Below are 23,592 nucleotides of genomic sequence, written 5' to 3'. Positions count from 1 at the left end.
CGCTCCCCATGGCGGAGGTAGGCAAAAATGATGGCATTTCCTGTTCTGCTGCTGGCAGTCATGACGGCCGTGTGGTACCTTTCGACCAAGATCATGAAAGTCACCGTCGACGCCCTGTCCTCCCCCAAGGAACGCATGGTTCCCCGCTCCCATGTCCCGGTTGACCAGGACGTGCGGCAGCCCCTGCGCCAGGCGGCGGACTGGGCGGCGGACCACGGCTTCGCCGAAGACGTCATGTTCGACTTCCGCATCGCCGACAAGAACCGGTCCCTGTTCTGCAAGACCTGGAAGAATGCCGCCGAAAAGACCTATCTGGTCTTCTACCATGGGCTGGGCAAGCATTTCCTCGAACTGGTGACCATCTACGACGACAAGACCGGCGTGACTACGACCAACGCCCCCGACGCCCACACCCTGCCCACGGTCCCCGGCGCCTTCGTGCAGTCCTTTCCGGGCTTGACGCTGCCGCAGCTTCTGGAGGCCCATCATGCGGGGCGCGCCACGCTGGAACGCCGCACGGGCCTCGAACCCCAGGACAGGCCCGAGGAGACCTTGGACCTCATCTGCGCCGCCCTGGAACGGCAGGCGCGCTACGTCAGGTCCATCCCGGGCTGGCAGTGGAAGGGACTTTGGTGGATCACCGTGCGCAAACGGCGGATGATCGGCAAGGACGTGGGCTGGCAGCTGGACCAGTTCGGGGTGCACGAACCGCCGGAAGGTCTGCAATGACCAGGCGGCGGGCGCTTCTCGTCCTCTTCGTCCTGCTCGGCAGCCTCCTGGCGACTCCGGCCGCGGCCGCCAACGCCACCGACCTGCACGTGGTCTACCTCGAACGCCCGCCCTATTACTGGACCGAAAACGGGCAGCCGCGGGGTTTCCTGCTCGGCCTGACCAGACAGATTCTCGACCGGGCCGGGATTCCGGCGTCCTTCAGCCAACACCCCCCGAACCGGATCATGGAAGAACTCCGCACCGACAGCGGCCCCACGTGCTCCATCGGCTGGTTCAAGACGCCCGAACGCGAAACCTTCGCCACGTTCAGCCTGCCCATCTACCGCGACCAGCCCCTGGTCCTGCTGACCACAACCGACAAGGCGCACCTGTTCAGCCGCCACACGACCCTGCGGGACGTCTTGGCCGATCGGTCCCTGATCATGGCCCAGGTGGCCTCGTTCTCCTACGGCGAGGCCGTCGACCGCATGCAAAAAGAGATTCTGGTGCGCAGCCTGACCGTATCGTCCTCCCAGAAAGTCCTGCCGAAGCTGATTCTGCAGGGGCGCGCCGCCTACATGCTCGTGGCCCCCGAGGAAGTCCCGACCCTGCTGCGGCTGGCCGAGGTTGACGCAGGCCGGTTCACCACCCTGACCATGCAGGACATCCCGGCGGGCAACCTGCGCTACCTCATTTTCACCAAGAGCGTTCCCGACAGCACCCTCCAACGCATCAACGCCGCCATCGCCGACCTGACCGACCAGGACGCGCTGGGCGCCCCCAAGCCCTGACCATGACCCTCGCCCCCCTGCGCTACGAACCGCCGACCGAGCCGCGGCTGGTCATCATCCACGAGGACCGGGACATGGTCGTCCTCAACAAGCCCGGCGGCCTGTTGTCCGTACCGGGCCGCACCCCGGAGCTCTTCGACTCGGCCCTGACCCGGGTGCGGGAGCTGCACCCCGCCGCCCAGGCCGTGCACCGGCTGGACCTGGGCACCTCCGGCGTCCTCGTCATGGCCACGCGACGCAAGGCCGAGTCCGAGCTGCGCCGACAGTTCCAGGAACGGCTGACGCGCAAGACCTATCTGGCAAGGGTCGAAGGCTCCATGACTCGGGATGAAGGCGTCGTGGACCTCCCACTGGCCTGCGACTGGCCCAACCGCCCCCGGCAGATGGTCTGCCATGCCACCGGCAAGCCAGCCCTGACGGAATACCGCGTGCTCAAACGCGACACGCGGACCACCCTGGTCCTCCTGCTGCCCCACACCGGACGCTCGCACCAGCTGCGGGTGCACATGGCCAGCCTCGGCCACCCCATCGTGGGTGACAATCTCTACGGCCCGGATGGGGACGCCGACCCCGCGGGTCTCCTGCTGCATGCCAGCCAGCTGGGATTGTTTCACCCCTACGGGGGCCAGTGGACCGTGTTTCACGCTCCCTGCGCCTTTGCACCCGGCGTTCCGCCCATTCCCCTCGCCCCGCCCGCAGCGCGTCAGAGCAAGCATCAAAATTATCAATAACTTTGCCTCGATCCCATCCAGAATAACGATTTGACCTCTGGACTGCCAAAAGCCAGAGAGTATTCCATGCTCTCCATAGCCTGGAAATCATTCTCCTACTCCGCAGTCCGCATGGGGCTCGCCCTGGCCTTTATGACTGCCGGAGCCATCAAGATCCAGAACCCCATGACCTTCGCGGCGACCGTTGACGCCTTCGGCATCCTGCCGGGCTTTCTGGTCCTGCCGGCGGCCTTCGTCCTGCCGGTGCTCGAAATCCTGGGGGCAGTGGCCCTCATCTTCGACATCCGCGGGAGCCTGGGCCTCATCACCCTCATGCTCCTCGCCTTCATCGCCGTACTCGCCTGGGGCCTGCACATGGGGCTCGACATCGACTGCGGCTGCTACGGTCCCGGCGACCCCGAGGCCGAAGCCTTCTCCGGAATCCGCAGCGCCCTGCGCCGCGACCTTCTCATGCTGGCCTGCGCGGCCGCACTGTACGCGTGGCGTTGGTTCCTAGGCATGCGCCCGGTCTCCTTCGCCTCAAAATACCAGTCCGTCAAAACTCTTATCTGGAAGGAAGAATGCGCATGAAGAAAGTTCTCGTTCCCGTGGTTGTCCTGCTTGTCACGTTTCTCGCCAACCCGTCCTTCGCCCTTTTCGACTCCAAGTTCGAGGCCGAAGCCACCAAGGAAACCGAAGCCGTGAAGCTGGTGCGCGACACGGCCGCAGGTGGCTACGACCTGGTCACGGCCGCCGAGCTGAAGAAGATGATGGACGAAGGCAAGGACATGGTCATCGTCGACACCATGCCCTACGCGGACAGCTACAAGAAGGAGCACGTGCCCGGCGCGGTGCAGTTCCTCTTCCCCATCCCGGACATGAAGGAGTGGGACGTCAAGGAGACCGACGGCAAGACCCAGGCCGAATTCGAAGCTCTGCTGGGGCCCGACAAGGACAAGCCGGTCATCGTCTACTGCGGCTTCGTCAAATGCACCCGCAGCCACAACGGCGCGGTCTGGGCCAAGAAGCTCGGCTACAAGAACGTCTACCGCTTCCCCGGCGGCATCTTCGGCTGGAAGGGCGCAGGATTTCCTGTGGAAGAAGTGAAGTAGCACATCCCTTGATCAGCTAAAAATGAAGCCCCCGGGTCTGCGGACTCGGGGGCTTCATTTTTTGGGGCAAGCGCCGCAGATCACCCCACCACGTCGTATTTGCTGAAGACCAGCGAATAGAAGGCCTTGCCCTTGGTGCGGGACCTGAGTTCCGTCGAAAAGCCGAAAAGCTGGCGCATGGGGGCCATGGCCGTAATGCCCGAATCGAAATCGCTCGTGCGCACGTCCAGGATGCGCGCATTCTTGGCGCCCAGGAGGTTGACGCAGTCGCCGACGTACTCCGGCGGCATGCGCAGTTCCACGCTCATGATGGGCTCCAGCAGGACCGGCGAGGCCTGGGAGAGGGCCGTCTTCATGGCCTCCAGAGCGGCCATGCGCACGCCCAGTTCCGTGAGGCCGTCTTCGAAGGGTGACACGGCCAGGAGTCGAGCCTCGGCGTCGGCCACCACGCAGCCGTGGGCCGCCCCGGCCTGCAGGGCGTCCTCCATGGCCTTGAGGGCGATGTTCGCCATGTTGCCCGCCGGGACGTCCGAGACCACCGCGTTGCCCGCCCCGCGTTCCCGCGGCTGTACGGACAGGCGCACCAGGGCGCGGTGCAGGTTGTCGGCGATGAGCTTGCGGCACGCGCCCTCGGCCTCGGCCGCGGCCTCGACGGTCTCGCGGAAGATGACCTGCGGGTTGCCGTAGCGGAAGGCCACCCCGCTCTCCTTGCGCAGCCGCTCCAGCACCACCTCCAGATGCAGCTCGCCCAGGCCCGCTACGATGAGCTGGTCCGTGTCCTCGTCGGTGAAGGAGCGCAGGGTCGGGTCCTCGATGCAATATCTCTCAAGCAACGCTTGAAGTTTGTCCGTATCGCTGGCGCTGCCCGGAACCAGGGCCACGTTCAGCACCGGCTGCAGGACGTCGATGTTCTCCAGCCGCAGATCCGACTTGCCCGTGAACAGCGTGTCGCCCGTCACGCACTCCTTGAGGCCCGTGGCCAGCACGATCTCGCCGCTCCGCGCCTCGGGGATGGGCTCAAAGCGGTTGGCGTGGACCGTGTAGAGCTTGTGGATCTTCTCGAAGCGTTCCAGGCGCGAGTTCCAGACCGCGCTGTTCTCGGCCACGCGGCCGTTGTAGGCACGCAGGAAGATCTTCTTGTGCGCGCCCTCGAACAGGACCTTGAAGACAAAGCCCACGAACTGGTCGTCCTTGACCCCGGCCTCCTCCATGCGGGAGAGCACCCGCGCATGGGACTGGGACTCCTCGGGAGAGGGCAGGAAATGCGTCACGCCGTTCATCAGCGGCTGCACGCCTATATTCTTCAGCGCACTGCCGCAATAGACAGGCACGGCCTGACCCGAGAGCGTCGCCCGGCGCAGGGCCGCGCTCAGTTCGTCGTCGCCCAGATCCTCCTCGCCCAGGTACTTCTCCATGACCACGTCGTCGAAGTCAGCCAGGGTCTCGACGACCTCGCGCCGCCGGGCCTCCAGCTGCTCCGTGTCCGCGCCCCGCGGCTCATGCTCGTGCACCGTCGAGCCATGATCCGCCAGGTCGAAGGTCAGCACCAATCCGCGCAGCAGATGCAGCACCCCGCCCTCCACGGCCAGAGACGGCACCGTCACCGGCACGGGCCGCACGGCCAGACGGTCGCCTATGTCACCGACCACGCGCCAGTAGTCCGCGCCGGGCCGGTCCGTCTTGTTGATGAAAACGAGCCGCGGCAGCCCGTACTTGCGCGCCTGCCGCCAGACCGTCTCGCTCTGGGACTCGATGCCGTTCACGCCGCAGAAGACCACCACGGCCCCGTCGCAGACGCGCAGGGCCCGCTCCACCTCGACGTTGAAGTCAACGTGGCCCGGCGTGTCGATGATGTTGATGCGCGTGCCGTGCCACTGGATGGTCGTGCAGGCCGAGGTGATGGTGATGCCGCGCTTCTGCTCCTCTTCGAGGTAGTCCATGGTCGCGGCGCCGTCATGGACCTCGCCGAGCTTGTGGATCTTGTGCGAATAGAAGAGCAGCCGCTCGGTCAGGGTCGTCTTGCCGGCGTCGATGTGGGCGATGATGCCGATGTTGCGCGAGATGTCGTGTTTCTTCATGGGTGCGCGAAGGGGTTAGAAGAATGTCGTGGAAGTGCGCCGGAACGTGTCCGCAGTGATGACGTCCCACAGCCAGCAGCCCAGGAACCGCTCGGCCATGACCACCGGCGCCGCTCCGGCCTCGCCGCCGTAGGAGATGTAGGGACGCCCCTGGACCGTAAGTTCGGCCGTCACAGCCCGGTAGGCCTGGACGTATTCGCTGTCCGGCAGCTCCAGGAACGCGCCGTAGGCCTGCGGATCGGGCCGCACGACGCGGTGATGGTCGATGGCGATGCCGGCCAGGTCGATGCACACGCCCTCGCCCGCGCCAGCCAATAGCTTCAACAGCGGGCCGGGCTCCCGGGTGAAGATCTGGTTCGCCGAGAGCAGGTCGCAGCCGAACAAGAGCGCGTCCGTGACCGGGCCGCTGACATGGACCACGAGGCTCTCCACCCGCGCCGCCAGTGCCTGGACCATGGCCGAAAACACGGCCGGCAGCGGGAAGAGGCGCTGGTCCACGGCGAAGAAGGCCCAGTCCAGCCGCTCGTGGCCGACCGTGCGGTCCACGTGGGCGAAACGCCGCGTTTCCGTCACCGGCTCGCTCCCCTCCTGGGCCAGGGCCCAGGCAAAGGCCACGGCGTTCTTGATGACCGACTTGTGCACCGCCGGGCAGCGGTCGTAGGCCTCGCCAAGGGCGTCGTCGTCAATGTCCGGCTCGATACCGTTGTCCGCCAGCAGTTCCTCGATCACATGGGGCTCCTTGCAAAAAAAATGGGCAGGTCACGCATGACCTGCCCGACTTTTCCATATTTCAGGGCGTTGCACAACAGGCCGCGCCCCGCGAAGTTCAGATGGCGTCCGCCACCAGCCTGCCCATCTCCGTGCAGCCGACCTTCGTCCCCTCGCCGACATAGATGTCGCCGGTGCGGTAGCCCCTGGCCAGCACGCCCTTGACCGCCGCGTCGATGGCAGCGGCCTCGGCCTCCAGGCCGAAGGAGAACCTGAGCATCATGGCCACGGACAAAATGGTGGCCAGCGGGTTGGCCACGTCCTTCCCGGCGATGTCCGGCGCCGAGCCGTGGATGGGCTCGAACAGGGCCGGGCCGCCCGACCCCATGGACGCCGAGGGCAGCATGCCGATGGAGCCCGTGATGATCGAGGCCTCGTCCGACAGGATGTCGCCGAACAGGTTCTCGGTCACGATAACGTCGAACTGCGAGGGGTCGCGGATGAGCTGCATGGCCGCGTTGTCCACGTACATGTGCGACAGCTCCACGTCCGGGTACTCGGCCGCCGTGCGGATGGCCACCCCGCGCCACAACCGCGACACGTCGAGAACGTTGGCCTTGTCCACCGAGCACAGACGCTTGCCGCGCTTGCGCGCGATCTCGCAGGCCACGCGCACGATGCGCTCCACCTCGGACTCGGAGTAGATCATGGTGTTGAAGGCCGCGCGCTCGCCGTTGACCACGGTCTCGCCCCGGGGCTCGCCGAAATAGGCGCCGCCCGTCAGCTCACGCACGACCATGATGTCCAGGCCCTGGCGCACGATGTCGGGGCGCAGGTACGACGCAGCCGCCAGTTCCGGGAACAGCGCCGCCGGACGCAGGTTGGCGAACAGCCCGAGTGCCTTGCGGATGCCCAGGAGCCCCTTCTCGGGCCGGATGGCCGGGTCGATGGTGTCCCACTTGGGTCCGCCCACCGCCCCCAGAAGCACCGCGTCCGCCGCCTTGCACGCCGCCACCGTCGTATCGGGCAGAGGGTTGCCCACGGCGTCGATGGCCGCGCCGCCGATGAGGGCCTGTGTGGTTTCGATGGCGTGGCCGAATTTGGCCGCAACCTTCTCCAGCACCTTCACGGTCTGGGTCACGATCTCGGGGCCTATGCCGTCGCCGGGCATGAGGCATATCTTCATGTTCATTGAGAACTCCAGCTTGAACGAATCAAATGTTGTTTGTGTGCGTCAGTCAAACAAGGCATGGATCCCCGCCTTCGCGGGGATGACATTGCAGCCGATGCGGCAATGTTGGTTACGTACGTCAGTCCGGAAAGGCATGGATCCCCGCCTTCGCGGGGATGACATTGCAGCCGGTGCGGCAATGTTGGTTACGTACGTCAGTCCGGAAAGGCATGGATCCCCGCCTTCGCGGGGATGACATTGCAGCCGATGCGGCAATGTTGGTTACGTACGTCAGTCCGGAAAGGCATGGATCCCCGCCTTCGCGGGGATGACATTGCAGCCGATGCGGCAATGTTGGTTACGTACGTCAGTCCGGAAAGGCATGGATCCCCGCCTTCGCGGGGATGACATTGCAGCCGGTGCGGCAATGTTGGTTACGTACGTCAGTCCGGAAAGGCATGGATCCCCGCCTTCGCGGGGATGACATTGCAGCCGGTGCGGCAATGTTGGTTACGTACGTCAGTCCGGAAAGGCATGGATCCCCGCCTTCGCGGGGATGACATTGCAGCCGATGCGGCAATGTTGGTTACGTACGTCAGTCCGGAAAGGCATGGATCCCCGCCTTCGCGGGGATGACATTGCAGCCGATGCGGCAATGTTGGTTACGTACGTCAGTCCGGAAAGGCATGGTTCCCCGCCTTCGCGGGGATGACGTCTCAGCCGATGCGGCAATGTTGGTTATGTACGTTAGTCCGGAAAGGCATGGCTCCCCGCCTTCGCGGGGATGACGTCGCGATGATGCGAAAGTGCGCTTCCAATAAACAATCCGAATACCGCACTGGCATACGTGTCATTCCCGCGAAGGCGGGAATCCATGCCTTTCCCGTTTCAAGAAGCCAGTGCACGCACTCCCCAGGCATTCACTTTACTGCGCCACCTTGCGCTTGACGTACTCCACCAGCCCGCCGCCGGACAGCATGTCCATCATGAATTTCGGGACCGGGTTGAAGCCGATGGTCTCACCGCTGGTCAGGTTGGCGATCTTACCGGCCGCCACGTCGATCTCCAGTTCGTCGCCGTCCTTGATGCGGCCGATGTCGTCGCCCAGTTCCAGGAGCAACAAGCCCATGTTGAAGGCGTTGCGGTAGAAGATGCGCGCGTAGCTCTTGGCCAGCACCACGGGCATGCCCGCGCCGATGATGGCCAGGGGCGCGTGCTCGCGCGACGAGCCGCAGCCGAAGTTCTCCCCGGCCACCAGGATGTCGCCGGGGGTGACGCGCTTGACCCAGCCCTCCTCCAGGCCCTCGAAGCAGTTTTTGCCAAGCTCGGCCGTGTCGGCCGTGACCAGGAACCTGGCCGGGATGATGGCGTCCGTGTCGATATGGTCACCCACCACGTGGGTCTTTCCCTTGAAAGTCATGGCGTCCTCCTACAGTTTGCCCGGGTGCGTGATGAAGCCGGTCACGGCCGTGGCCGCGGCCACCGCCGGACCTGCCAGGTAGACCTCGGACTTCAGGCTGCCCATGCGGCCCTTGAAGTTGCGGTTCGTCGTGGCCAGGCAGCGCTCGCCGCCGGCCAGGATGCCCATGTGGCCGCCCAGACACGGCCCGCAGGTCGGTGGGCTGATGATGGCCCCGGCGTCGAGGAAGATGCGCAACAGGCCCTCGTCCAGGGCCATGGAATAGGCGCCGGGAGAGGCCGGGATGACGATAAAGCGCACGCCCTTGGCCACCTTGCGGCCCTTGATGATGGCCGCCGCCTCGCGCAGGTCGCTGATGCGGCCATTGGTGCAGGAGCCGAGCACCACCTGGTCCACGCGCACGTCCGAGACTTCCTCCACGGGTTTGACGTTGTCCGGCAGGTGCGGACAGGCGATCTGGGGCGAAAAGGACGACACGTCGAAGGTCATCTCCTTCCAGTAGGCCGCGCCGGGGTCGGCGGCGATGGGCTCGTCGCCCATGCGGCCGTGGGCCCGGCAGTATTCGAGGGTCTTCTCGTCGGCCGCGAAGAGCCCGACCTTGCCGCCAGCCTCGATGGCCATGTTGGCCATGGTCATGCGCGCCTCGACGGACAAATCGTCGATGACCTCGCCGCCGAACTCCAGGGCCTTGTACAGGGCCCCGGCCACGCCGGTCTGGCCGATGGTGAAGAGGATGAGGTCCTTGCCGCCCACGTGCTCGGGCAGCTTGCCCGTGAAGTTGACGCGGATGGTCTCGGGCACCTTGAACCACGTCTCGCCCAGGGCCATGGCCGCGGCCACGTCGGTGCTGCCCAGGCCCGTGGCGAAGGCGCCCAGGCCGCCGTAGGTGCAGGTGTGGCTGTCGGCGCCGACAATGATGTCGCCGGGGCCCACCAGGCCGTACTCGGGCAGGATGGCGTGCTCCACGCCGACGTTGCCGCCCTCGTAGTAGTGCGTGATGTCCATCTCGCGGGCGAAGTCGCGCACAACCTTGACCTGCTCGGCCGAGTCGATGTCCTTGTTCGGGGTGAAGTGGTCGCAGACAAGGGCCACCTTGTCCTTGTCGAAGACCTGCTTCACGCCCATGCCGCGGATGGACTTGATGGCCAGGGGCGCCGTGATATCGTTGGCCAGGACCAGGGACACGCGGCACTGGACGATCTGTCCGTCGGCCGTGATGGGCTGGTCCGTGTGGCGCTGCAGTATCTTCTGGGCTAAAGTCTGTCGCATATCGTATCCTCCTGTCTTTTGGCCAGGCGGTTCAGGGCGTTCAGGTACGCCTTGGCGCTGGCCACGATGATGTCCGCGTCGGATGCGCGGCCCACCGAGGTTCTTCCATTCTCTTCGATCTTGACGGTCACCTCGCCCTGTGCGTCGGTGCCGCCGGTGATGGCGTTGACGGCGTAGCGGACCAGCTTGGGGCTGCGGCCCACGACCTTGCCGATGGTGTTGAACACGGCGTCGATGGGGCCCGTCCCGAAGTCCGACAGGATGCGCTCCTCACCATCCACGTACATTTTGACCACCGCGTTGGGAATGGCCATGTTGCCGCTGATGGCGCTCAGGTACTCCAGCCGGTACTTGTCCGGGATGCGGAAGATCTCGTCCAGCACCACGGCTTCGAGATCCTCGACGAAAATCTCCTTCTTGCGGTCCGCCAGGCGTTTCATGGCGGTGAAGACGATGCCCAGCTGTTCCTCGTCCAGGCGGTAGCCCAGGTCCTTCAGGCGCTTGTCGAAGGCGGCCCGGCCCGAATGCTTGCCCAGCACCATGTCCTCTTCCTTGCGGCCCACGGACTCTGGCGTCATGATCTCGTAGGTCTGGCGGTTCTTGAGCACTCCGTCCTGATGGATGCCGGACTCGTGGGCGAAGGCGTTGGAACCGATAATCGATTTGTACGGTGGTATAGGCTGACCGATGATCAAAGACAAGAGCCGGGTCGATGGAAAAATCTGCTCCTTCCTGATGTTCGTGGTCAGCTGGTAGAAGTCCTTGCGCACGTCCATGGACATGACCACTTCTTCGAGCGCCGCGTTGCCGGCGCGCTCGCCGATGCCGCTCAGGGTCACCTCGGCCTGACGCGCCCCGGCCTTCAGGGCCGCCAGGGTGTTGGCCGTGGCCAGACCGAGGTCGTTGTGGCAGTGCACGGAGAAGACGGCCTTGTGGCTGTTCTTCACGTTTTCGAGCAGGTACTTGATGAGTTCCGCGAACTCCTGAGGCTGGGTGTAGCCCACGGTGTCGGGCACGTTGATGGTCGTGGCGCCGGCTGCGATGACGCGCTCGAAAACCTGCGCCAGGAAAGGCCAGTCCGAACGCGAGGCGTCCTCGGCCGAGAACTCGACGTTGGAGGTCTTGGACGCGGCGTACTTGACCGCGGCCTCGGCCATCTCCAGCACCTGGTGCCTCTCCTTGCGCAGCTTGTACTTCATGTGGATGTCAGAGGTGGCCAGGAAGGTGTGGATGCGCGCCTGCGGGTTGCCACGGACGGCCTCCCAGGCCCGGTCGATGTCCGCGGGCAGGGCCCGGCACAGGCCGGCCACCTGGCAGTTCTGCACGGCCGCGGCGATCGCCTGCACGGCCTCGAAATCGCCCTGGCTGGCCGCCGGAAAGCCGGCCTCGATGATGTCGACGCCCAGATTCTCCAACTGGCGCGCCAGACGCACCTTTTCGCTGCCGTTCATGGTCGCGCCCGGAGACTGCTCGCCGTCGCGCAAGGTCGTGTCGAAAATGAAAATTCTGTCGGACATGGCTGTTCTCCTTTTTCAATAATTTATAATCGATTGATGATAAATACTGTTCTTGGGCGGCTGTCGCGCCCTGAATTGCCGTTTCCTGCAAACGATGCTGAGGGGGTTGCGTGTTCCTTTACGAGATCTTGTGAGAAGACTCTCGTAGGAAGGATTTCCCGCGTAGGGGCAGAATGAAGTAGGAGTAGATGAGGCCGGAAATGATGTAGCAAATGAAGAAGACGAAGCTCAGGAGCTTCGGCTCGGAGGCGACCAAAACGAAGACCAGCAGGGCCGTGACCGTGGCGCTGAAGCGATGGGCGCGGATGACCTCGGCGTCCTTGAAGGACGCGTAGCGGACGTTGCTGACCATCAGGATGGACACGAGAAAGGCCAGAACCAGGGTGATCCGGGGAATCCAGTCGACCATGGTCTCGGGGATGTACGAAGAGAACAGGACGAAGGTGGCCAGGGTGCAGGCCGCGGCAGGAATGGGCAGGCCGATGAAGAACTTCTTGCTGATCTTGCCCGTCTGGATGTTGAAGCGCGCCAGGCGCAGAGCCCCGCAGGCCATGACCAGAAAGGAGGCCATGATGCCCAGGCGCCCGAACTCGTGGGTGCACCATTGGTGGATCATCACCGCCGGCCCGACGCCGAAGGCGACGAGGTCGACCAGGGAGTCCAGCTGCACGCCGAAGTCCGAGGCGGAGTTGGTCAGGCGGGCCAGCTTGCCGTCGAGCCCGTCGAAGACGCAGCTGACGATGATGGCTACGGCCGCCATCTCGAAACGGCCGTCGATGGACCACAAAATGCCCATGAACCCGGTCAGCAGGCTGGCCATGGTCATCATGTTGGGGAGCAGGTAGTACCCCTTGTGCTTGGGCTTTGGGTGGTCCATTGTATCCTGAAAAATTGTTTCTACCGCTTTTTCCGGGCCAGAATGCTCTGGCCGGCGAAGACCTTTTCTCCGATGCGGACGACCGATTCATAGTCACTCGGCAGGTAAAGGTCAACTCTGGAACCGAACTTGATCAGTCCGAATCGCTGACCACGGGCCAGGCTGTCGCCCTCCTCGGCCCAGCAGATGATGCGGCGCGCGATGAGCCCGGCGATCTGGACCACCGTCCAGGTCTTCCCATCGGCATCCTCCACCAGCACGGCGTTGCGCTCGTTGTCCTCGGAAGCCTTGTCGAAGGAGGCGTTGATGAATTTGCCGCCGAAGTAGGAAATGCGCGCGATGCGGCCGGCCACGGGCATGCGGTTCACGTGGACGTTGAAGACGTTCATGAACACGCACACGGCCGTGCGGTCCTCGCCCGTCAAGGGGTCACGCATGGTCTCGACCTTGATGACCTTGCCGTCGGCCGGGGACACGGCCACGCCGGGCTCCTGGGGCACGACGCGCTCGGGGTCGCGGAAGAAGTTGAGGACCAGGAAGAGGACCACCAGGAGCAGCGTGGCCATGAACCAGCAGTCCAGGACCGCGAAGGTCAGGGTGGCGACCGTGGTCAAAAAGATGAAGGGCATCCCTTCCAGGGAGAGGCCGATGGATGGCTTATGCATGAAAACTCCAAAATTATCTGATATGCGAAAGGAACCTGAATCTGTACCGCCGGGCCGAACACGAGGCAAGCGCTAATTTAGGCGTCCTTGCCGGGGCGATCGCCCGAATATTGTTTCTTCCACTCGTCCAGAAACAGGATGGCCGTTTCCAGACGATTCAGTTCGCCCTGGCGGCCGCGCACGGCCCAGACAAGGTCGTCGAAGGCCACCGTGGGTGCCAGACCCAGTCGAGCCAGAAGCGCGTCGAGCTGGTCCCTCAGGCTCTCGGGTATCTCCTCACGCCACTGCGAAGGCCGGGAGGCCCGTTCCGGCATGAGGGCCTCGGCGTGCTGCAGCAGGGTGCGCATACGGTGGGCATAGGTGTGTTCGGCCAGCACCCTCGCCCTGCCCCGTTGCGCCACCGCCGCCCGTTCCTCGGGACGGGCGCGGAAATGTTCGATGGCCTGCAGCAGCTCCTCCATGTCCGAAAAGAGGGCCAGTTCGCCCTCGCCAAAAAGTTCCGGCAGCAGGCCCCTACGGTCGACGAGCTGGAAGGCCCCGCAGGCGGCCAGTTCGAAGGTGCGCGGATTGACGAAGTCGCCGTTGCCGACCAGCACGCCCGGACGAACCGATGAGTGCAGGTTCAGGTTGATGGCCGAAGCGTTGAAGATCTTCACCACCTCGTCGGTCTCGATGCGCTCCCCCTGGCGCTGCAGAAACGGCGCCAGGGCCGTCTCGCCGTCCCAGTCGTTGCCCCAGATGCGCAGGTCGAATCCGGCCAACTGCCGAAACGCCAGGCGGCGGTTGGGGTAGCCCGCGCCCACGAAGGACAGCTCGCTGCCGTAGCGCCGACGCTCAACCGGCGAAAGTTCCAACGGGCGGTGCACGGACGGGTCCGCCGCCATGGGCAGGTAGATGGAGTTGGGCTGCCCGGCCTCGGCCAGCTTGCGCGGGAAGTCCCCCTTCTGGATGACGGCGAAAAGGTCGTACAGGGGCGCGAAGGCCTGCCAGTAGGGGAATACCTCGTGGTCCTCGACGAACCACATGGCCGTGGCCACCTTGTCCCGCCGCAGGCGCCTGAGGGCCTGCCGCGAAAGCGGGGCCTGGGCCATGGCCAGGACCAGGTCCGGGGCGAAGGCCTCGACCTTGGCCAGCACGGCCTGGGACACGACCTGCAGGAAGCTGTTCTCCAGATAGTCCAGGCGGTCCGTGCCCACGCGCAGGGTCTTCAGGGCCGAGAAGGCGCCGTAAAAACCGGGGGCCTCGAAGGTCTCGACCATGTGCCCGAGCTCGCGCAGGGCGTTTTCGCAGTACCTGCCGACGGGCAGGGAGCCTCCGTACATGGGCAGCACCAGCAGGATTCGCCGGCTCTCATTCATGGGCCCGACCTCGCAGTGTTTGGGGCAGCATCCAGTCCCTCTCCATCATCCAGGATTCATCCGTCGCGCGCTCGCCGCCCCCGAGCCCCGGCACCCCGGCGCAAGCCGCGGCCATGGTCCTGAAGGCCCGCCTGCGCCCGGCGCCGGCGTCATCCCCGACCACGGCCGTGAAGGTCGCGCCCAGCCAGTCGAAGCCACCGGCCATGAGGGCGCACCCCCTAGGCATATCCCCCGTTGCGCGGCCGCTGACGCGGCGCAAGACGGCCGGGTCGCTAAAAACCCGCCGGCAGGCGATGTCGTGGGGACACGGGGCCGTCTCCAGGCAGGGGGCGCAGTCGGTCGTGGCCTGCAGCACATGGTGCCCCAGACCGTAGGGGCCCGTCTCGTGGCACCAGGCCGAGGACAGAAAAAAGGCCATGACGGGCACGCCGAGATGGGCGGCCAAATGCATGGTGCCCGTGTCGGGAGTCAGGACCAGGTCCAGACCGCCCACTACGTCCACAAGCTCGCGCCAGTCCGTCCTGCCCACCAGGTCCCGGACCTGCCCGCGCAAGGACCCCGGCAGCAGCGCCGTCAGCTCCTTGGCCGCCCGCCGTTCCGCCCCGGCCCCGAGCAGGGTGATGGGCCCCTTTCCCGCGCGACCCATGGCCGCCTGGACCAGAGGCGCCAGCACCTGCGCCGGCAGGGAGCGCCGGGCATTCTGCCCGGCCATGACCACGCCGAGCCCGCCGCCGCGCGGCCGGGCCGGAGGGTTGACGCAGTCGGGCGGCAGGGGCTCGTCGGCGTACAGCCCCCAGACGTCCACGAGATTGAGGCCGGCCGACGCCCGCGACCGCGTCCAGCGCATGACCTGCGAAGGCCAGGCGTCCATGAACCTCTGCCCCGCCTCCTGCCGGTAGCCGCGCACGGCGCGGGCCGGAAACATGGCCGCCAGGGCGAAGTTCATGCCGGAAAAATTGAGATTGTAGACGCGGTGGAACCCGGTGGAAGCAAGTCCTTCCAGATCGTCATGCACCCGGGGCAGGATGTCCGGCCCGTGGGCGCCGTGGGCGGCCAGGCCGTGGACCGTGACGCCGGGGTAGACCAGCCGGGCCAGACCCGCCAGGGAGCGGTCCACGAGCAGGTGAACCCGCCCTTGGGCCGCGAGCGACGCCACGAGCCGCTTGGTCTGGATCAGGTCCCCGAAGCGGGCCAACTGTATGACGAGGAAGTCGGGGCCGGCGGGGGCGCCCGGATCGCGAGGGTTCATGCCTCCTCATCCGGGAAAAACGGCAAAAAGTCCAGAACTCCCCGGATTATCAAGCCCTCCCGGCACACGGGCCGACGACCTTGGACAAGCGGGTCCGCCTCTGCTAGACGGCCTGCATGCGATATTACCCCCTGCTCCTCGATCTGACGGGAATGCGCTGTCTGGTGGTCGGCGGCGGCGAGGTGGGCCTGCGCAAGGTCCAGGGACTGCTGCCCTGCTCCCCGGCCGCCGTGACCGTCGTGGACCCGGCCGAACCCGGCCCCGAGCTGGCGGCCCTCCTTGCCAGCCACGGCAACTTGACGTATGAACGACGCCCCTTCGCCGAGTCGGACGTGCAGGGCGCGCAGCTCGTTTTCGCCTGCACCTCCAGCCGCGAGGTCAACGCCCGGGTCGGCGAGGTCTGCCGGCAAAACGGCGTGCTGTGCAACATGACAGACGCCCCAGAGGCGGGCAGCTTCGTCCTGCCGGCCAGCATCACGCGCGGGGACCTGACCATCACCGTGTCCACGGGCGGCGCGAGCCCGGCTCTGTCACGGGTCATCCGCCAGGATATCGAGGCCAGGTACGGAGAGGAGTACGAAGCCCTGACCAGGCTTCTGGCCGCCATCCGGGCGGCCATGCTGGAACTGGGCCGCCCCAGCAACGAGAACCGGGAGGTTTTCAGGGCTCTGGCCACCTCCCCCCTGGCGTCGCTGATCAAGGCCAAGGACCGGGACGCATGCCTGGAACTGCTCCGGGCCGTGCTGCCCGCCCCCCTGCACCCCAGAATCGGAGAATGGTGCGATGACTGCATCCCGACTGTTTGACCTGCTCATTGCGCTCCTTTACCTGACCGGCTCCGTCAGCTACCCGCTGGGCCTGGTCCTGCGACGGTCGATCCTGAAGAAAGCGGCCGTCTGGACCTCCGTGGCCGCCTTCGCCCTGCACACCGTGGACCTTGGGGTCCGTTTCGTCGAGATCGGCGCCGTAAACCTGCAGCAAGGCCAGTTCTACATGAGCCTGCTGGCCTGGTTCGTGGTCCTCATCTTCTTCGTCCTGTGGCGGCGCCTCAAGCACGACTTCCTGGCCATGATCACCGCCCCCCTGGCCCTGGTCCTCTTTTCCTCGTCCCTGGCCGTGCGCACCCAGGTCCTGGCCGTGCCCGAGCATTTCAGCGCCCTGTGGTTCAGTCTGCACGTTGGCACCATCTTCGTCTCCCTGGGCCTCATCACCATGGCCTTCGGTGCCGGCGTGGCCTACCTGCACCTGGAAAAGATCATCAAGACCAAGGCCAAGATGCCCGGCTTCTCCAAGGACCTCCCATCCCTGGAAACCTTCGACCGCGCCAACCACTGGGCCGTGTCCGTCGGCTTCCCGCTCTACACCATCAGCGTCATGTCCGGCTTCCTGTGGGCCTCCTTCACCTGGAAGAAGATCATCAGTTGGGATCCCAAGGAACTCATCACCATCGTCATCTGGATCATCTTCGCCGTGCTCTTCCACCAGCGCACGGCCCTGGGCTGGCGGGGCCGCAAGCCGGCCAGGATGGCCATCGTCCTCTTCGCGCTGTGTCTCGTGTCTCTGGTCGGGGTCAACTTCCTGCTGCCCACGCACCACAGTTTCCGCCCGTAATCATCAGGAAAGACCGCAACCGAACATGAATCAGGAAATCTATCTCGTCGGACTCAATCACAAGACCGCTGGCGTGGACATCCGGGAGCGTTTCGCCCTGACCGACTGTGATCCTGCGGCCACTGGGCTGGTCAGCGACACGGGCGCCGTGTCCGAAGCCATGATCCTCTCGACCTGCAACCGCGTGGAGTTCCTCGTGGTCGGCGACAGCGCGGGCGACGTCCGCTCCAAGGTGCTGCGCTTCTGGGCCGACCACTGCGGACAGCCCCAGGCCGACTTGGAGAACCACACCTACTGCCACGTCGGCGACAAGGCCGTGGACCACCTCTTCACCGTGGCGTCGAGCCTGGATTCCATGATCCTGGGCGAACCGCAGATCCTGGGGCAGCTCAAGACCGCCTACCGCAAGGCCGTGGAAAACGGCGCGGCCAGGGTCATCGTCAACCGCCTCCTGCACAAGGCCTTTTCCGTGGCCAAGCGGGTCCGCACCGAGACGGCCATCGCCTCCAGCGCCGTGTCCATCAGCTACGCGGCCGTGGAGCTGGCACGCAAGATCTTCTCGGACCTGACCAACCACCGGGCGCTGCTCATCGGCGCCGGCGAGATGGCCGAACTGGCCGCCACGCACCTGCTCTCGGCCGGCGTTCGCGACATCACCGTGGTCAACCGCACCCAGGCCCGCGCCGTGGAACTGGCCAAGCAGTTCAACGGCCGGTCCATGCCCTTCGAGGAACTGCACCAGGCTTTGCTTGAGACGGACATCGTCATCAGTTCCACGGGCTCGCCCACGGCCATCATCCGCGCCAAGGACATGAAGGAGGTCCTGCGCCTGCGCCGCAACCGGCCCATCTTCTTCATCGACATCGCCGTGCCCCGGGACATCGACCCGGACATCAACGGACTCGACAACGTCTACCTCTACGACATCGACGACCTGAAGGAAGTGGTCGAAGAGAACCTGGCCGGTCGCCAGCAGGAGGCCAACAAGGCCCACGGCATCGTGGCCGAGGAGGTCGGGGCCTTCATGCGCTGGCGAGACGGACTTGCCCTGCAGCCGACCATCGTCGCCCTGCTTGATCAGGGCGAACGCATCGCCCGCAAGGAGCTGCGCAAGTCCATCAAGCAGCTCGGACCCGACCCGGACCCTCAGATGGTGGCCGTCCTCGAACGCCTGGCCCTGTCCCTGTGCCACAAGATCTACCACGAACCCATCAGCTACCTCAAACGCCGCTCCCAGGAGGAAGGCTCGGCCCAGCGCTTCATCCACAACGCCCGCCGCATCTTCAACCTTGACGAGGAGACCGTGCCCGCGGAGGCCCACCTGGACCGCAAGAGCGGCGGCAAATAAGGATTCATCGCATGCGCTCCTTCCTCATCGAAGAAATCACGCCGCAGGACATGGAAAAGCTCGAAAACTGGCTCAAGGAACAGGAGCTGCAGAGCATCGAGCACCTCTACCACTTCAACCTGCCCCCCAGGCTCCTGACCCCCCTGCAGCAGGATCACGCGCCCCAGTGCGGCCCCTTCTACATGGCCGTGGAGACGGGCCGGGACTGGGTCAAGCTCGAACTCCTGGTGCGGGCCAAGCGCATCCTGCGCTGCGCGTGCATCGCCTACGCCACGCCCGAACAGCAGGAACACATGATCTCCTATCTGGAAAACCTGCTCAAAGACCTGAACATCCCCCTCTGAGGTCCCCGTGCGCCTGCAGGACCTCCCCCGCCCCATGGCTCGGCGCTGCCTGGGCCTGCCGCGCTTCTGCCGGGACAGCCTCGGCGTGGACATCCGGGGGCGAAGCCTGGTCGTGGCCTACTCCACCGGGCTTGACTCGACGGCGCTGCTGCACATCCTGCATCTGCTGTCCCGGCCCCTCGGGCTGACGCTCGCGGCCGCCCACGCCCATCACGGGCTGCGCCCCGAATCCGACGAGGAACTTGAACACGCCCGCGCAACCTGCTCCAGGCTCGGCATCCCACTGGAGGCGGCCCGGCTGGACGTGGCCTTGTCCATGCGACCCGGCGGCCCCGGCCTGGAGGAATGCGCCCGGAACCTGCGCTACGCCTTTCTGGAGTCGGTCCGCGCGCAATGCGGGGCGGATTTCATGGTCACGGCCCACCACGCCGACGACCTGGCCGAGGACATCCTCATGCGCCTCGTACGCGGCACGGGCTGGCCCGGGCTTGGGGGCATGACGGGTGCGGACCCGGCGCGCCGCCTCCTGCGGCCCCTGCTGGACTGGGAAAAGTGCGAACTGCAAAGCCTCCTCGAAACCCTCGGGGTCCCGTGGCGGGAAGACCGCAGCAACGCCTCGGCGGACCGCACCCGCAACCGCATCCGCAGCGACGTTCTGCCCCTGCTGCGACGGGAGAACCCCGGCCTGTCAAAGGCGCTCCGGCAAGTCTGGACCATGGCCCGCATCGATGAGGACTATTGGAAGGAGAGGCTCGCGGACCTCCCTACCAAGACCGGCGGCCTCCTCGTCGAAGCCCGGCTCCTGGAAGTCCACCCGGCCCAGCGCCTGCGCCTCTACAAGCGTGTCCTGGACGGCTTGGGCCCTGGGCAGGCCCTGGCCGCCCATCTTCTCCTGCTGGATCGGGCGTGGGCGGGGAGTAAAGTGGGGCGCCTCATCCAGTTCCCCGGCGACAAGGTCGCCTGCGTGGAAAAGGACGGCATCCGCTTTTCCGTGCGCACGCGCATCTGACAATCCCGGAATCTCGGACTCCTCACCTTCCCGGCGCTGGATCTTCTGATCGCGGCATCGACTCGGCCCTCAAATCTCCCCCAGAGTGGCATCGGATGGGACACTTTTGTCCGGAAAATACGGATTATTGCGCACACGAAGCGCGCACCCTGTCCATAATTACAATCTATCCATCCTGAATAATTATTTATTCACAACATGGCACAAAAGTTTCTTGCACGGATACGCGGGATGGCGCGTCCAACCGCAAAGCATCGCCATGCGGCACAGCGAGGTCAGTATGAAACGCAGGAACACGGCCGAACAGCGGAAGAAGGGGCGGGTGCCGCATCAGGCGGTCGTGAGGTACTCCATCGGCGGCCACGAGGAATATCAACCGGCCCGGATGTTCAACTTCAGCAGCACCGGAATGTATCTCGAACTCAGGTTCCCCCCACCCAAGCTCGGCGCGAACCTGCTCATTGAGGTCCTTGAAGACGGCGACGACGCAAAGTGGGGCGACGAGAACGCACCGCGACGGTGTTATTACGCCACGGTCATCTGGAAGAAAAACCTGCCCGAATCCGACAGGCATTACGGCGTGGGGCTGCGCTATCTGTCCATGTCGTGAACGGCGTGCGCCGTCACCACAAAAAAGAACCGCCGCAGAGGCGGCGGTTCGGTTTCGAGGGGCCCTGCGGGGCTACTTTCATTTGGAGCGGGCGGCCTGTTCGACCTTGCGCCGGGTCAGGTCCTCGAACACGGCCATGGCCGCCGAGGCGCCCTCGCTGACCGCGGTCACGATCTGCTGCACGCCGCCGGTAATGTCTCCGGCCGCGTAGAGCCGGGGCAGGCTGGTCCGTCCCATCCTGTCGACCTTGATATAGCCGCCGGGCTCCAGGGTCAGGCCGAGATGGGACACGGCTTCGACGTTGGGCACGATGCCGATGGCCAAAAAGACCCCATCGACTTTGACGCGCTCCGTGGCGCCCGTCTTCACGTCCCGCACGGCGATGAACTCCAGCGCCTTGTCCCCCCCGATTTCCTCCACGACGGAGTTCCAGCGCACGGGAATCTCCTCACGCAGCACGGAATCGATCAGGTGCTGCTCGGCCCGGAAGCCCTCGCGGCGGTGCACGATCATCACGTCCACCCCGAGGTTCTTCAGATGCAGGGCGTCGGTCAGGGCCGTGTTGCCTCCCCCGACCACCGCCACCTTTTTACCCTTGAACATGAACCCGTCGCAGGACGCGCAAAAGGACACGCCCTTGCTCATGAAGCGATCCTCGCCGGGCACGCCGAGCTTCTTCCAGGACGCGCCGGCGGCGTAGACGACCGCGTCGGCCACATAGACCCTGTCCTGAGTATAGACCTCGAGATTGCGGCCTATCTTGATCTCCTCGACCTTCTGCCCCGTGACCACATCGACGTACTGCTTGGCCTGCTCATGGATCATGTCCATGAGCATCTTTCCGCCGATGTTGACGAAGCCCGGATAGTTCTCGACCTCGGGCGTGATGCTGACCTGCCCGCCGACGATGCCCTTCTCCAGGACCACGGCGTCAAGCCCGGCGCGCTTGGCATAGATGCCGGCCGTGAGCCCTGCCGGACCGGAACCGATGATGACAAGGTCGTGGTAGCTCACGCCCTGCCCGGCGGCTTCGCCGGCCTCATGGGCGTGTTCGCGGGCGGCTTGCAGGGTGACGAGTTGGGCCACGAAGGACGGCTCAGGCTCAAGGCCCACGGTGGACAGATTTTCGTTGTAGACCGTATGCGGGATGGAGCCCACGGAATATTCCTCGGCGTAGTCGGGGTTTTCACCCGTTTCAACGCATTCGACGGCGATCAGGTCGGGCCGCTCCACGGCGGCCTTGATGGCGTTGACGCACTGGCCCGGACAGTAGGGGCAGGTCGGACTGACGAAGACCTTGACCACCCGCTTCTCCCCCAGTCCGCCCAGAAGCTCCTTCGATTTCTCCGACAGGAAGCTGTGCCTGGTGGAGACCATCATCAGGGCGTGCAGGAAGGCCTGCCCCTCCTCCCCGGCCGGGGCCCCGGTGAAGCGGATGGAATAGCGCTCCGGGTCGATGAGTAGGCTCGGGAAGCGCGTTACGCCGTGCTTCTCGTTGGCCGCGGCCTCGTCCTCGTGCAGGTGCAGGGTGACCTTGTCCGTCAGCCGGACCAGGTCCTGCATGAGCTTGCGGGCAAAATCCGCGTAGGCGTCATTCTGACCGGGCTTGACGAAAAGGTGGACGGGCACGGTCTCCTTGAATTCACGAAGATATTCGCCGAGCGCCTTGCGCTGGTCCTCGGGCAGGAACCATTCGGTATCGTGTGTTGATTTGGCCATGGGGAACCTCCGGAAAGTTGGACGTGAAAGGCGGATCGCGATTTTCTTGTGTAACGCCTGAGGTAAAATTGTCAAAGCGCAAAGGGCGACTCTGACGGGAATGTCACTTTGCAACGGCAAGAGACGACCCATACAGGCCGCACGGGACGGCCGGGAAGACGCGAATCATGCGCTGAGCAGGTGATGAATGGAACCCGTCGAACGACGGCAAATCTGAGATCCGAACGAATGTGCGAGGCACAATGCCTTTTGTTTCCGCAAGATACGCTCAAACGCGCGCGTAGACGCGGTCGTACGCCTGCCGCATGCCCGACGCACCGTAGGCCAGCACGTCGATGCGGCCAGCTTCAACAATGCGTCGGGCCAGGCCGACATCCGCACGCAGCCGGTCCAGCTGGAAGGCCAGGTCGGAAGGATCGCCGTTTCTGAAGACCAGACCGTTCTCTCCGTCCCGGACCAGCTCCAGGTTGGCGGGAAGATCAGAGCAGACCACGGGCACGGCGGCGGCCCAGGCCTCCTTGACCACGCCGCTCGAACCTTCGCCGTGGGCCGAGGGCACGACCAGAACATCGAAGTGGGGCAGCACCTGGGGGCTCTCCACCTCCCCTTTCCAGACAAGACGCCCCCCAATGCCGAGGCGGTCGGCCAGAGCCCGAAGCTCCCCTTCGAGCGCCCCCCCGCCCACGATCCAGACCTCGGGCGGGTCGGTCATGAGGGCCAGAGCTTCGAAGAACTGCCCGTGCCCCTTTTGGGGCGAAAGGGCCCCGATGATGCCTGCTCTCCCGCCGTTGCCGGGCAGCCTCGGCGAGTAGCGCCGAAGGACGATGGCGCTTGGGATGACCGCGATTCTGTCCACGCCCACCTCGCGCACGGCCTCTTCCACCTCCCGGCTGACGCAGACCACCAGGTCCGCCAGCCGGTACTTCATCCGGCTCCAGCCCCGGCCCAGGGGATAGGACACGCGGCGGGTGTGGACCAGACGCACGCCGCGGCGCAGGAGGCGGACCAGCGCGCCCAGGGAGGCGGCCCGAGCATCATGGGTGTGCAGAATCTCGTGGAGTCCGAGGGCTCCGGCCAGGGCGGCCAGGTTGCGCGGATCGAAATCACGGCGCGCGGGAAGGGGCAGCGTTGCAAGGCCGAGGCCCGCAGCCCTTGCCAGGATCGGCGAACCGGCGGGCGCGCAGATGCGCACGCCCATGCCGGCCCCTGCCTGCTCCGAAGCCAGGTACAGGACCTGCCGCTGTCCACCGCGGAACTCGCATCCCAGATCGAGATGCGTCACGACCCGCGGCGTCTCCTTTGCCGGTACGACCCC

At 65.3% G+C, this 23,592-nt stretch carries 23 protein-coding genes; 11 read left to right on the top strand and 12 right to left on the bottom strand.

Annotated elements, in window-relative coordinates; genetic code table 11:
* The first annotated feature begins 27 nt into the window (after positions 1–27).
* The 5 genes from ACYQ3G_RS09375 to ACYQ3G_RS09355 all read left to right on the top strand — a co-directional run bounded on the left by ACYQ3G_RS09375 (position 28) and on the right by ACYQ3G_RS09355 (position 3,324).
* Complete coding sequence (locus ACYQ3G_RS09375; RefSeq protein ID WP_459825200.1) at positions 28–729, top strand: hypothetical protein; 702 nt, start codon at positions 28–30, stop codon at positions 727–729.
* The gene (locus ACYQ3G_RS09370; RefSeq protein ID WP_459825198.1) at positions 726–1,502 is read left to right on the top strand and encodes a substrate-binding periplasmic protein; all 777 of its coding nucleotides are present in this window, start codon (positions 726–728) and stop codon (positions 1,500–1,502) included. Before ACYQ3G_RS09375 ends, ACYQ3G_RS09370 begins: the two co-directional genes overlap by 4 nt.
* Before the next feature lie 2 nt (positions 1,503–1,504).
* Positions 1,505–2,233 carry a pseudouridine synthase gene (locus ACYQ3G_RS09365; protein ID WP_459825195.1) on the top strand — a complete coding sequence of 243 codons (729 nt, stop codon included), beginning with the start codon at positions 1,505–1,507 and terminating at the stop codon, positions 2,231–2,233.
* A gap of 66 nt (positions 2,234–2,299) precedes the next feature.
* A complete protein-coding gene (locus tag ACYQ3G_RS09360) occupies positions 2,300–2,803 on the top strand; it encodes a MauE/DoxX family redox-associated membrane protein (protein WP_459825193.1) in 504 nt (167 codons plus the stop codon).
* Positions 2,794–3,324: a rhodanese-like domain-containing protein gene (locus ACYQ3G_RS09355; protein WP_459825190.1), complete on the top strand. Its 531-nt coding sequence runs from the start codon at positions 2,794–2,796 to the stop codon at positions 3,322–3,324. Before ACYQ3G_RS09360 ends, ACYQ3G_RS09355 begins: the two co-directional genes overlap by 10 nt.
* 80 nt (positions 3,325–3,404) lie before the next feature.
* Here ACYQ3G_RS09355 and ACYQ3G_RS09350 read toward each other — a convergent pair whose 3' ends face one another.
* From ACYQ3G_RS09350 to ACYQ3G_RS09305, 10 genes are all read right to left on the bottom strand, one after another.
* Positions 3,405–5,402 (bottom strand): elongation factor G, encoded by a 1,998-nt coding sequence (locus ACYQ3G_RS09350; protein WP_459825187.1) that lies wholly within the window; start codon positions 5,400–5,402, stop codon positions 3,405–3,407.
* A 15-nt stretch (positions 5,403–5,417) separates the two neighbouring features.
* On the bottom strand, positions 5,418–6,131 hold the full coding sequence (locus ACYQ3G_RS09345) for a hypothetical protein (protein ID WP_459825185.1): 714 nt from the start codon (positions 6,129–6,131) through the stop codon (positions 5,418–5,420).
* A 97-nt stretch (positions 6,132–6,228) separates the two neighbouring features.
* A complete protein-coding gene (gene leuB / locus ACYQ3G_RS09340; protein ID WP_459825183.1) occupies positions 6,229–7,302 on the bottom strand; it encodes a 3-isopropylmalate dehydrogenase in 1,074 nt (357 codons plus the stop codon).
* Positions 7,303–8,206: 904 nt separating this feature from the next.
* Positions 8,207–8,701, bottom strand: a complete 495-nt coding sequence (locus tag ACYQ3G_RS09335) for a 3-isopropylmalate dehydratase small subunit (protein ID WP_459825180.1) — start codon at positions 8,699–8,701, stop codon at positions 8,207–8,209.
* A 9-nt stretch (positions 8,702–8,710) separates the two neighbouring features.
* Positions 8,711–9,970: a 3-isopropylmalate dehydratase large subunit gene (leuC, locus tag ACYQ3G_RS09330; protein ID WP_459825178.1), complete on the bottom strand. Its 1,260-nt coding sequence runs from the start codon at positions 9,968–9,970 to the stop codon at positions 8,711–8,713.
* A complete protein-coding gene (locus ACYQ3G_RS09325) occupies positions 9,955–11,487 on the bottom strand; it encodes a 2-isopropylmalate synthase (RefSeq protein ID WP_459825176.1) in 1,533 nt (510 codons plus the stop codon). Before ACYQ3G_RS09325 ends, leuC begins: the two co-directional genes overlap by 16 nt.
* 118 nt (positions 11,488–11,605) lie before the next feature.
* A complete protein-coding gene (gene pssA / locus ACYQ3G_RS09320) occupies positions 11,606–12,364 on the bottom strand; it encodes a CDP-diacylglycerol--serine O-phosphatidyltransferase (RefSeq protein WP_028578362.1) in 759 nt (252 codons plus the stop codon).
* 20 nt (positions 12,365–12,384) lie between these two features.
* On the bottom strand, positions 12,385–13,029 hold the full coding sequence (locus ACYQ3G_RS09315) for a phosphatidylserine decarboxylase family protein (RefSeq protein WP_459825174.1): 645 nt from the start codon (positions 13,027–13,029) through the stop codon (positions 12,385–12,387).
* Between the two features lie 77 nt (positions 13,030–13,106).
* Positions 13,107–14,387 carry a CgeB family protein gene (locus tag ACYQ3G_RS09310; RefSeq protein ID WP_459825171.1) on the bottom strand — a complete coding sequence of 427 codons (1,281 nt, stop codon included), beginning with the start codon at positions 14,385–14,387 and terminating at the stop codon, positions 13,107–13,109.
* Positions 14,380–15,636: a glycosyltransferase family 9 protein gene (locus ACYQ3G_RS09305; protein WP_459825169.1), complete on the bottom strand. Its 1,257-nt coding sequence runs from the start codon at positions 15,634–15,636 to the stop codon at positions 14,380–14,382. The genes ACYQ3G_RS09310 and ACYQ3G_RS09305 overlap by 8 nt, the downstream gene beginning before the upstream one ends.
* Before the next feature lie 116 nt (positions 15,637–15,752).
* Here ACYQ3G_RS09305 and ACYQ3G_RS09300 point away from each other — a divergent pair, with 116 nt between their 5' ends.
* From ACYQ3G_RS09300 to ACYQ3G_RS09275, 6 genes are all read left to right on the top strand, one after another.
* Positions 15,753–16,442 carry a precorrin-2 dehydrogenase/sirohydrochlorin ferrochelatase family protein gene (locus tag ACYQ3G_RS09300; RefSeq protein WP_459825166.1) on the top strand — a complete coding sequence of 230 codons (690 nt, stop codon included), beginning with the start codon at positions 15,753–15,755 and terminating at the stop codon, positions 16,440–16,442.
* Positions 16,420–17,247 carry a cytochrome C assembly family protein gene (locus ACYQ3G_RS09295; protein WP_459825164.1) on the top strand — a complete coding sequence of 276 codons (828 nt, stop codon included), beginning with the start codon at positions 16,420–16,422 and terminating at the stop codon, positions 17,245–17,247. The genes ACYQ3G_RS09300 and ACYQ3G_RS09295 overlap by 23 nt, the downstream gene beginning before the upstream one ends.
* Positions 17,248–17,272: 25 nt before the next feature.
* On the top strand, positions 17,273–18,595 hold the full coding sequence (gene hemA, locus ACYQ3G_RS09290) for a glutamyl-tRNA reductase (RefSeq protein WP_459825161.1): 1,323 nt from the start codon (positions 17,273–17,275) through the stop codon (positions 18,593–18,595).
* Positions 18,596–18,606: 11 nt separating this feature from the next.
* A complete protein-coding gene (locus tag ACYQ3G_RS09285; protein WP_459825159.1) occupies positions 18,607–18,939 on the top strand; it encodes a hypothetical protein in 333 nt (110 codons plus the stop codon).
* 7 nt (positions 18,940–18,946) lie between these two features.
* Positions 18,947–19,948 (top strand): tRNA lysidine(34) synthetase TilS, encoded by a 1,002-nt coding sequence (gene tilS, locus ACYQ3G_RS09280; protein ID WP_459825156.1) that lies wholly within the window; start codon positions 18,947–18,949, stop codon positions 19,946–19,948.
* 280 nt (positions 19,949–20,228) lie between these two features.
* On the top strand, positions 20,229–20,558 hold the full coding sequence (locus tag ACYQ3G_RS09275) for a PilZ domain-containing protein (RefSeq protein WP_459825153.1): 330 nt from the start codon (positions 20,229–20,231) through the stop codon (positions 20,556–20,558).
* Between the two features lie 78 nt (positions 20,559–20,636).
* On the opposite strand, the gene ACYQ3G_RS09270 is transcribed toward ACYQ3G_RS09275, so the two are convergent.
* Positions 20,637–22,277: an FAD-dependent oxidoreductase gene (locus ACYQ3G_RS09270; RefSeq protein ID WP_459825151.1), complete on the bottom strand. Its 1,641-nt coding sequence runs from the start codon at positions 22,275–22,277 to the stop codon at positions 20,637–20,639.
* Positions 22,278–22,545: 268 nt separating this feature from the next.
* Positions 22,546–23,559 (bottom strand): glycosyltransferase family 4 protein, encoded by a 1,014-nt coding sequence (locus ACYQ3G_RS09265; protein ID WP_459825149.1) that lies wholly within the window; start codon positions 23,557–23,559, stop codon positions 22,546–22,548.
* Positions 23,560–23,592: the final 33 nt, after the last annotated feature.

It is taken from the genome of Desulfomicrobium salsuginis, assembly GCF_054657795.1.
Note: the sequence above shows the minus strand (reverse complement) of the source record. Positions and strands in the feature narration are given on the sequence as shown.

Excerpts from the sequence above, each read along its gene's own strand:
- ACYQ3G_RS09275 (WP_459825153.1), top strand. The coding sequence starts at position 20,229 with ATGAAACGCAGGAACACGGCCGAACAGCGGAAGAAGGGGCGGGTGCCG.
- ACYQ3G_RS09370 (WP_459825198.1), top strand. The coding sequence starts at position 726 with ATGACCAGGCGGCGGGCGCTTCTCGTCCTCTTCGTCCTGCTCGGCAGC.
- ACYQ3G_RS09375 (WP_459825200.1), top strand. The coding sequence starts at position 28 with ATGATGGCATTTCCTGTTCTGCTGCTGGCAGTCATGACGGCCGTGTGG.
- ACYQ3G_RS09310 (WP_459825171.1), bottom strand. The coding sequence starts at position 14,387 with ATGAATGAGAGCCGGCGAATCCTGCTGGTGCTGCCCATGTACGGAGGC.
- ACYQ3G_RS09355 (WP_459825190.1), top strand. The coding sequence starts at position 2,794 with ATGCGCATGAAGAAAGTTCTCGTTCCCGTGGTTGTCCTGCTTGTCACG.
- ACYQ3G_RS09270 (WP_459825151.1), bottom strand. The coding sequence starts at position 22,277 with ATGGCCAAATCAACACACGATACCGAATGGTTCCTGCCCGAGGACCAG.
- ACYQ3G_RS09365 (WP_459825195.1), top strand. The coding sequence starts at position 1,505 with ATGACCCTCGCCCCCCTGCGCTACGAACCGCCGACCGAGCCGCGGCTG.
- ACYQ3G_RS09305 (WP_459825169.1), bottom strand. The coding sequence starts at position 15,636 with ATGAACCCTCGCGATCCGGGCGCCCCCGCCGGCCCCGACTTCCTCGTC.
- hemA (WP_459825161.1), top strand. The coding sequence starts at position 17,273 with ATGAATCAGGAAATCTATCTCGTCGGACTCAATCACAAGACCGCTGGC.
- ACYQ3G_RS09360 (WP_459825193.1), top strand. The coding sequence starts at position 2,300 with ATGCTCTCCATAGCCTGGAAATCATTCTCCTACTCCGCAGTCCGCATG.
- ACYQ3G_RS09350 (WP_459825187.1), bottom strand. The coding sequence starts at position 5,402 with ATGAAGAAACACGACATCTCGCGCAACATCGGCATCATCGCCCACATC.
- ACYQ3G_RS09335 (WP_459825180.1), bottom strand. The coding sequence starts at position 8,701 with ATGACTTTCAAGGGAAAGACCCACGTGGTGGGTGACCATATCGACACG.
- ACYQ3G_RS09325 (WP_459825176.1), bottom strand. The coding sequence starts at position 11,487 with ATGTCCGACAGAATTTTCATTTTCGACACGACCTTGCGCGACGGCGAG.
- ACYQ3G_RS09285 (WP_459825159.1), top strand. The coding sequence starts at position 18,607 with ATGCGCTCCTTCCTCATCGAAGAAATCACGCCGCAGGACATGGAAAAG.
- ACYQ3G_RS09295 (WP_459825164.1), top strand. The coding sequence starts at position 16,420 with ATGACTGCATCCCGACTGTTTGACCTGCTCATTGCGCTCCTTTACCTG.
- pssA (WP_028578362.1), bottom strand. The coding sequence starts at position 12,364 with ATGGACCACCCAAAGCCCAAGCACAAGGGGTACTACCTGCTCCCCAAC.
- leuC (WP_459825178.1), bottom strand. The coding sequence starts at position 9,970 with ATGCGACAGACTTTAGCCCAGAAGATACTGCAGCGCCACACGGACCAG.
- ACYQ3G_RS09315 (WP_459825174.1), bottom strand. The coding sequence starts at position 13,029 with ATGCATAAGCCATCCATCGGCCTCTCCCTGGAAGGGATGCCCTTCATC.
- leuB (WP_459825183.1), bottom strand. The coding sequence starts at position 7,302 with ATGAACATGAAGATATGCCTCATGCCCGGCGACGGCATAGGCCCCGAG.
- ACYQ3G_RS09300 (WP_459825166.1), top strand. The coding sequence starts at position 15,753 with ATGCGATATTACCCCCTGCTCCTCGATCTGACGGGAATGCGCTGTCTG.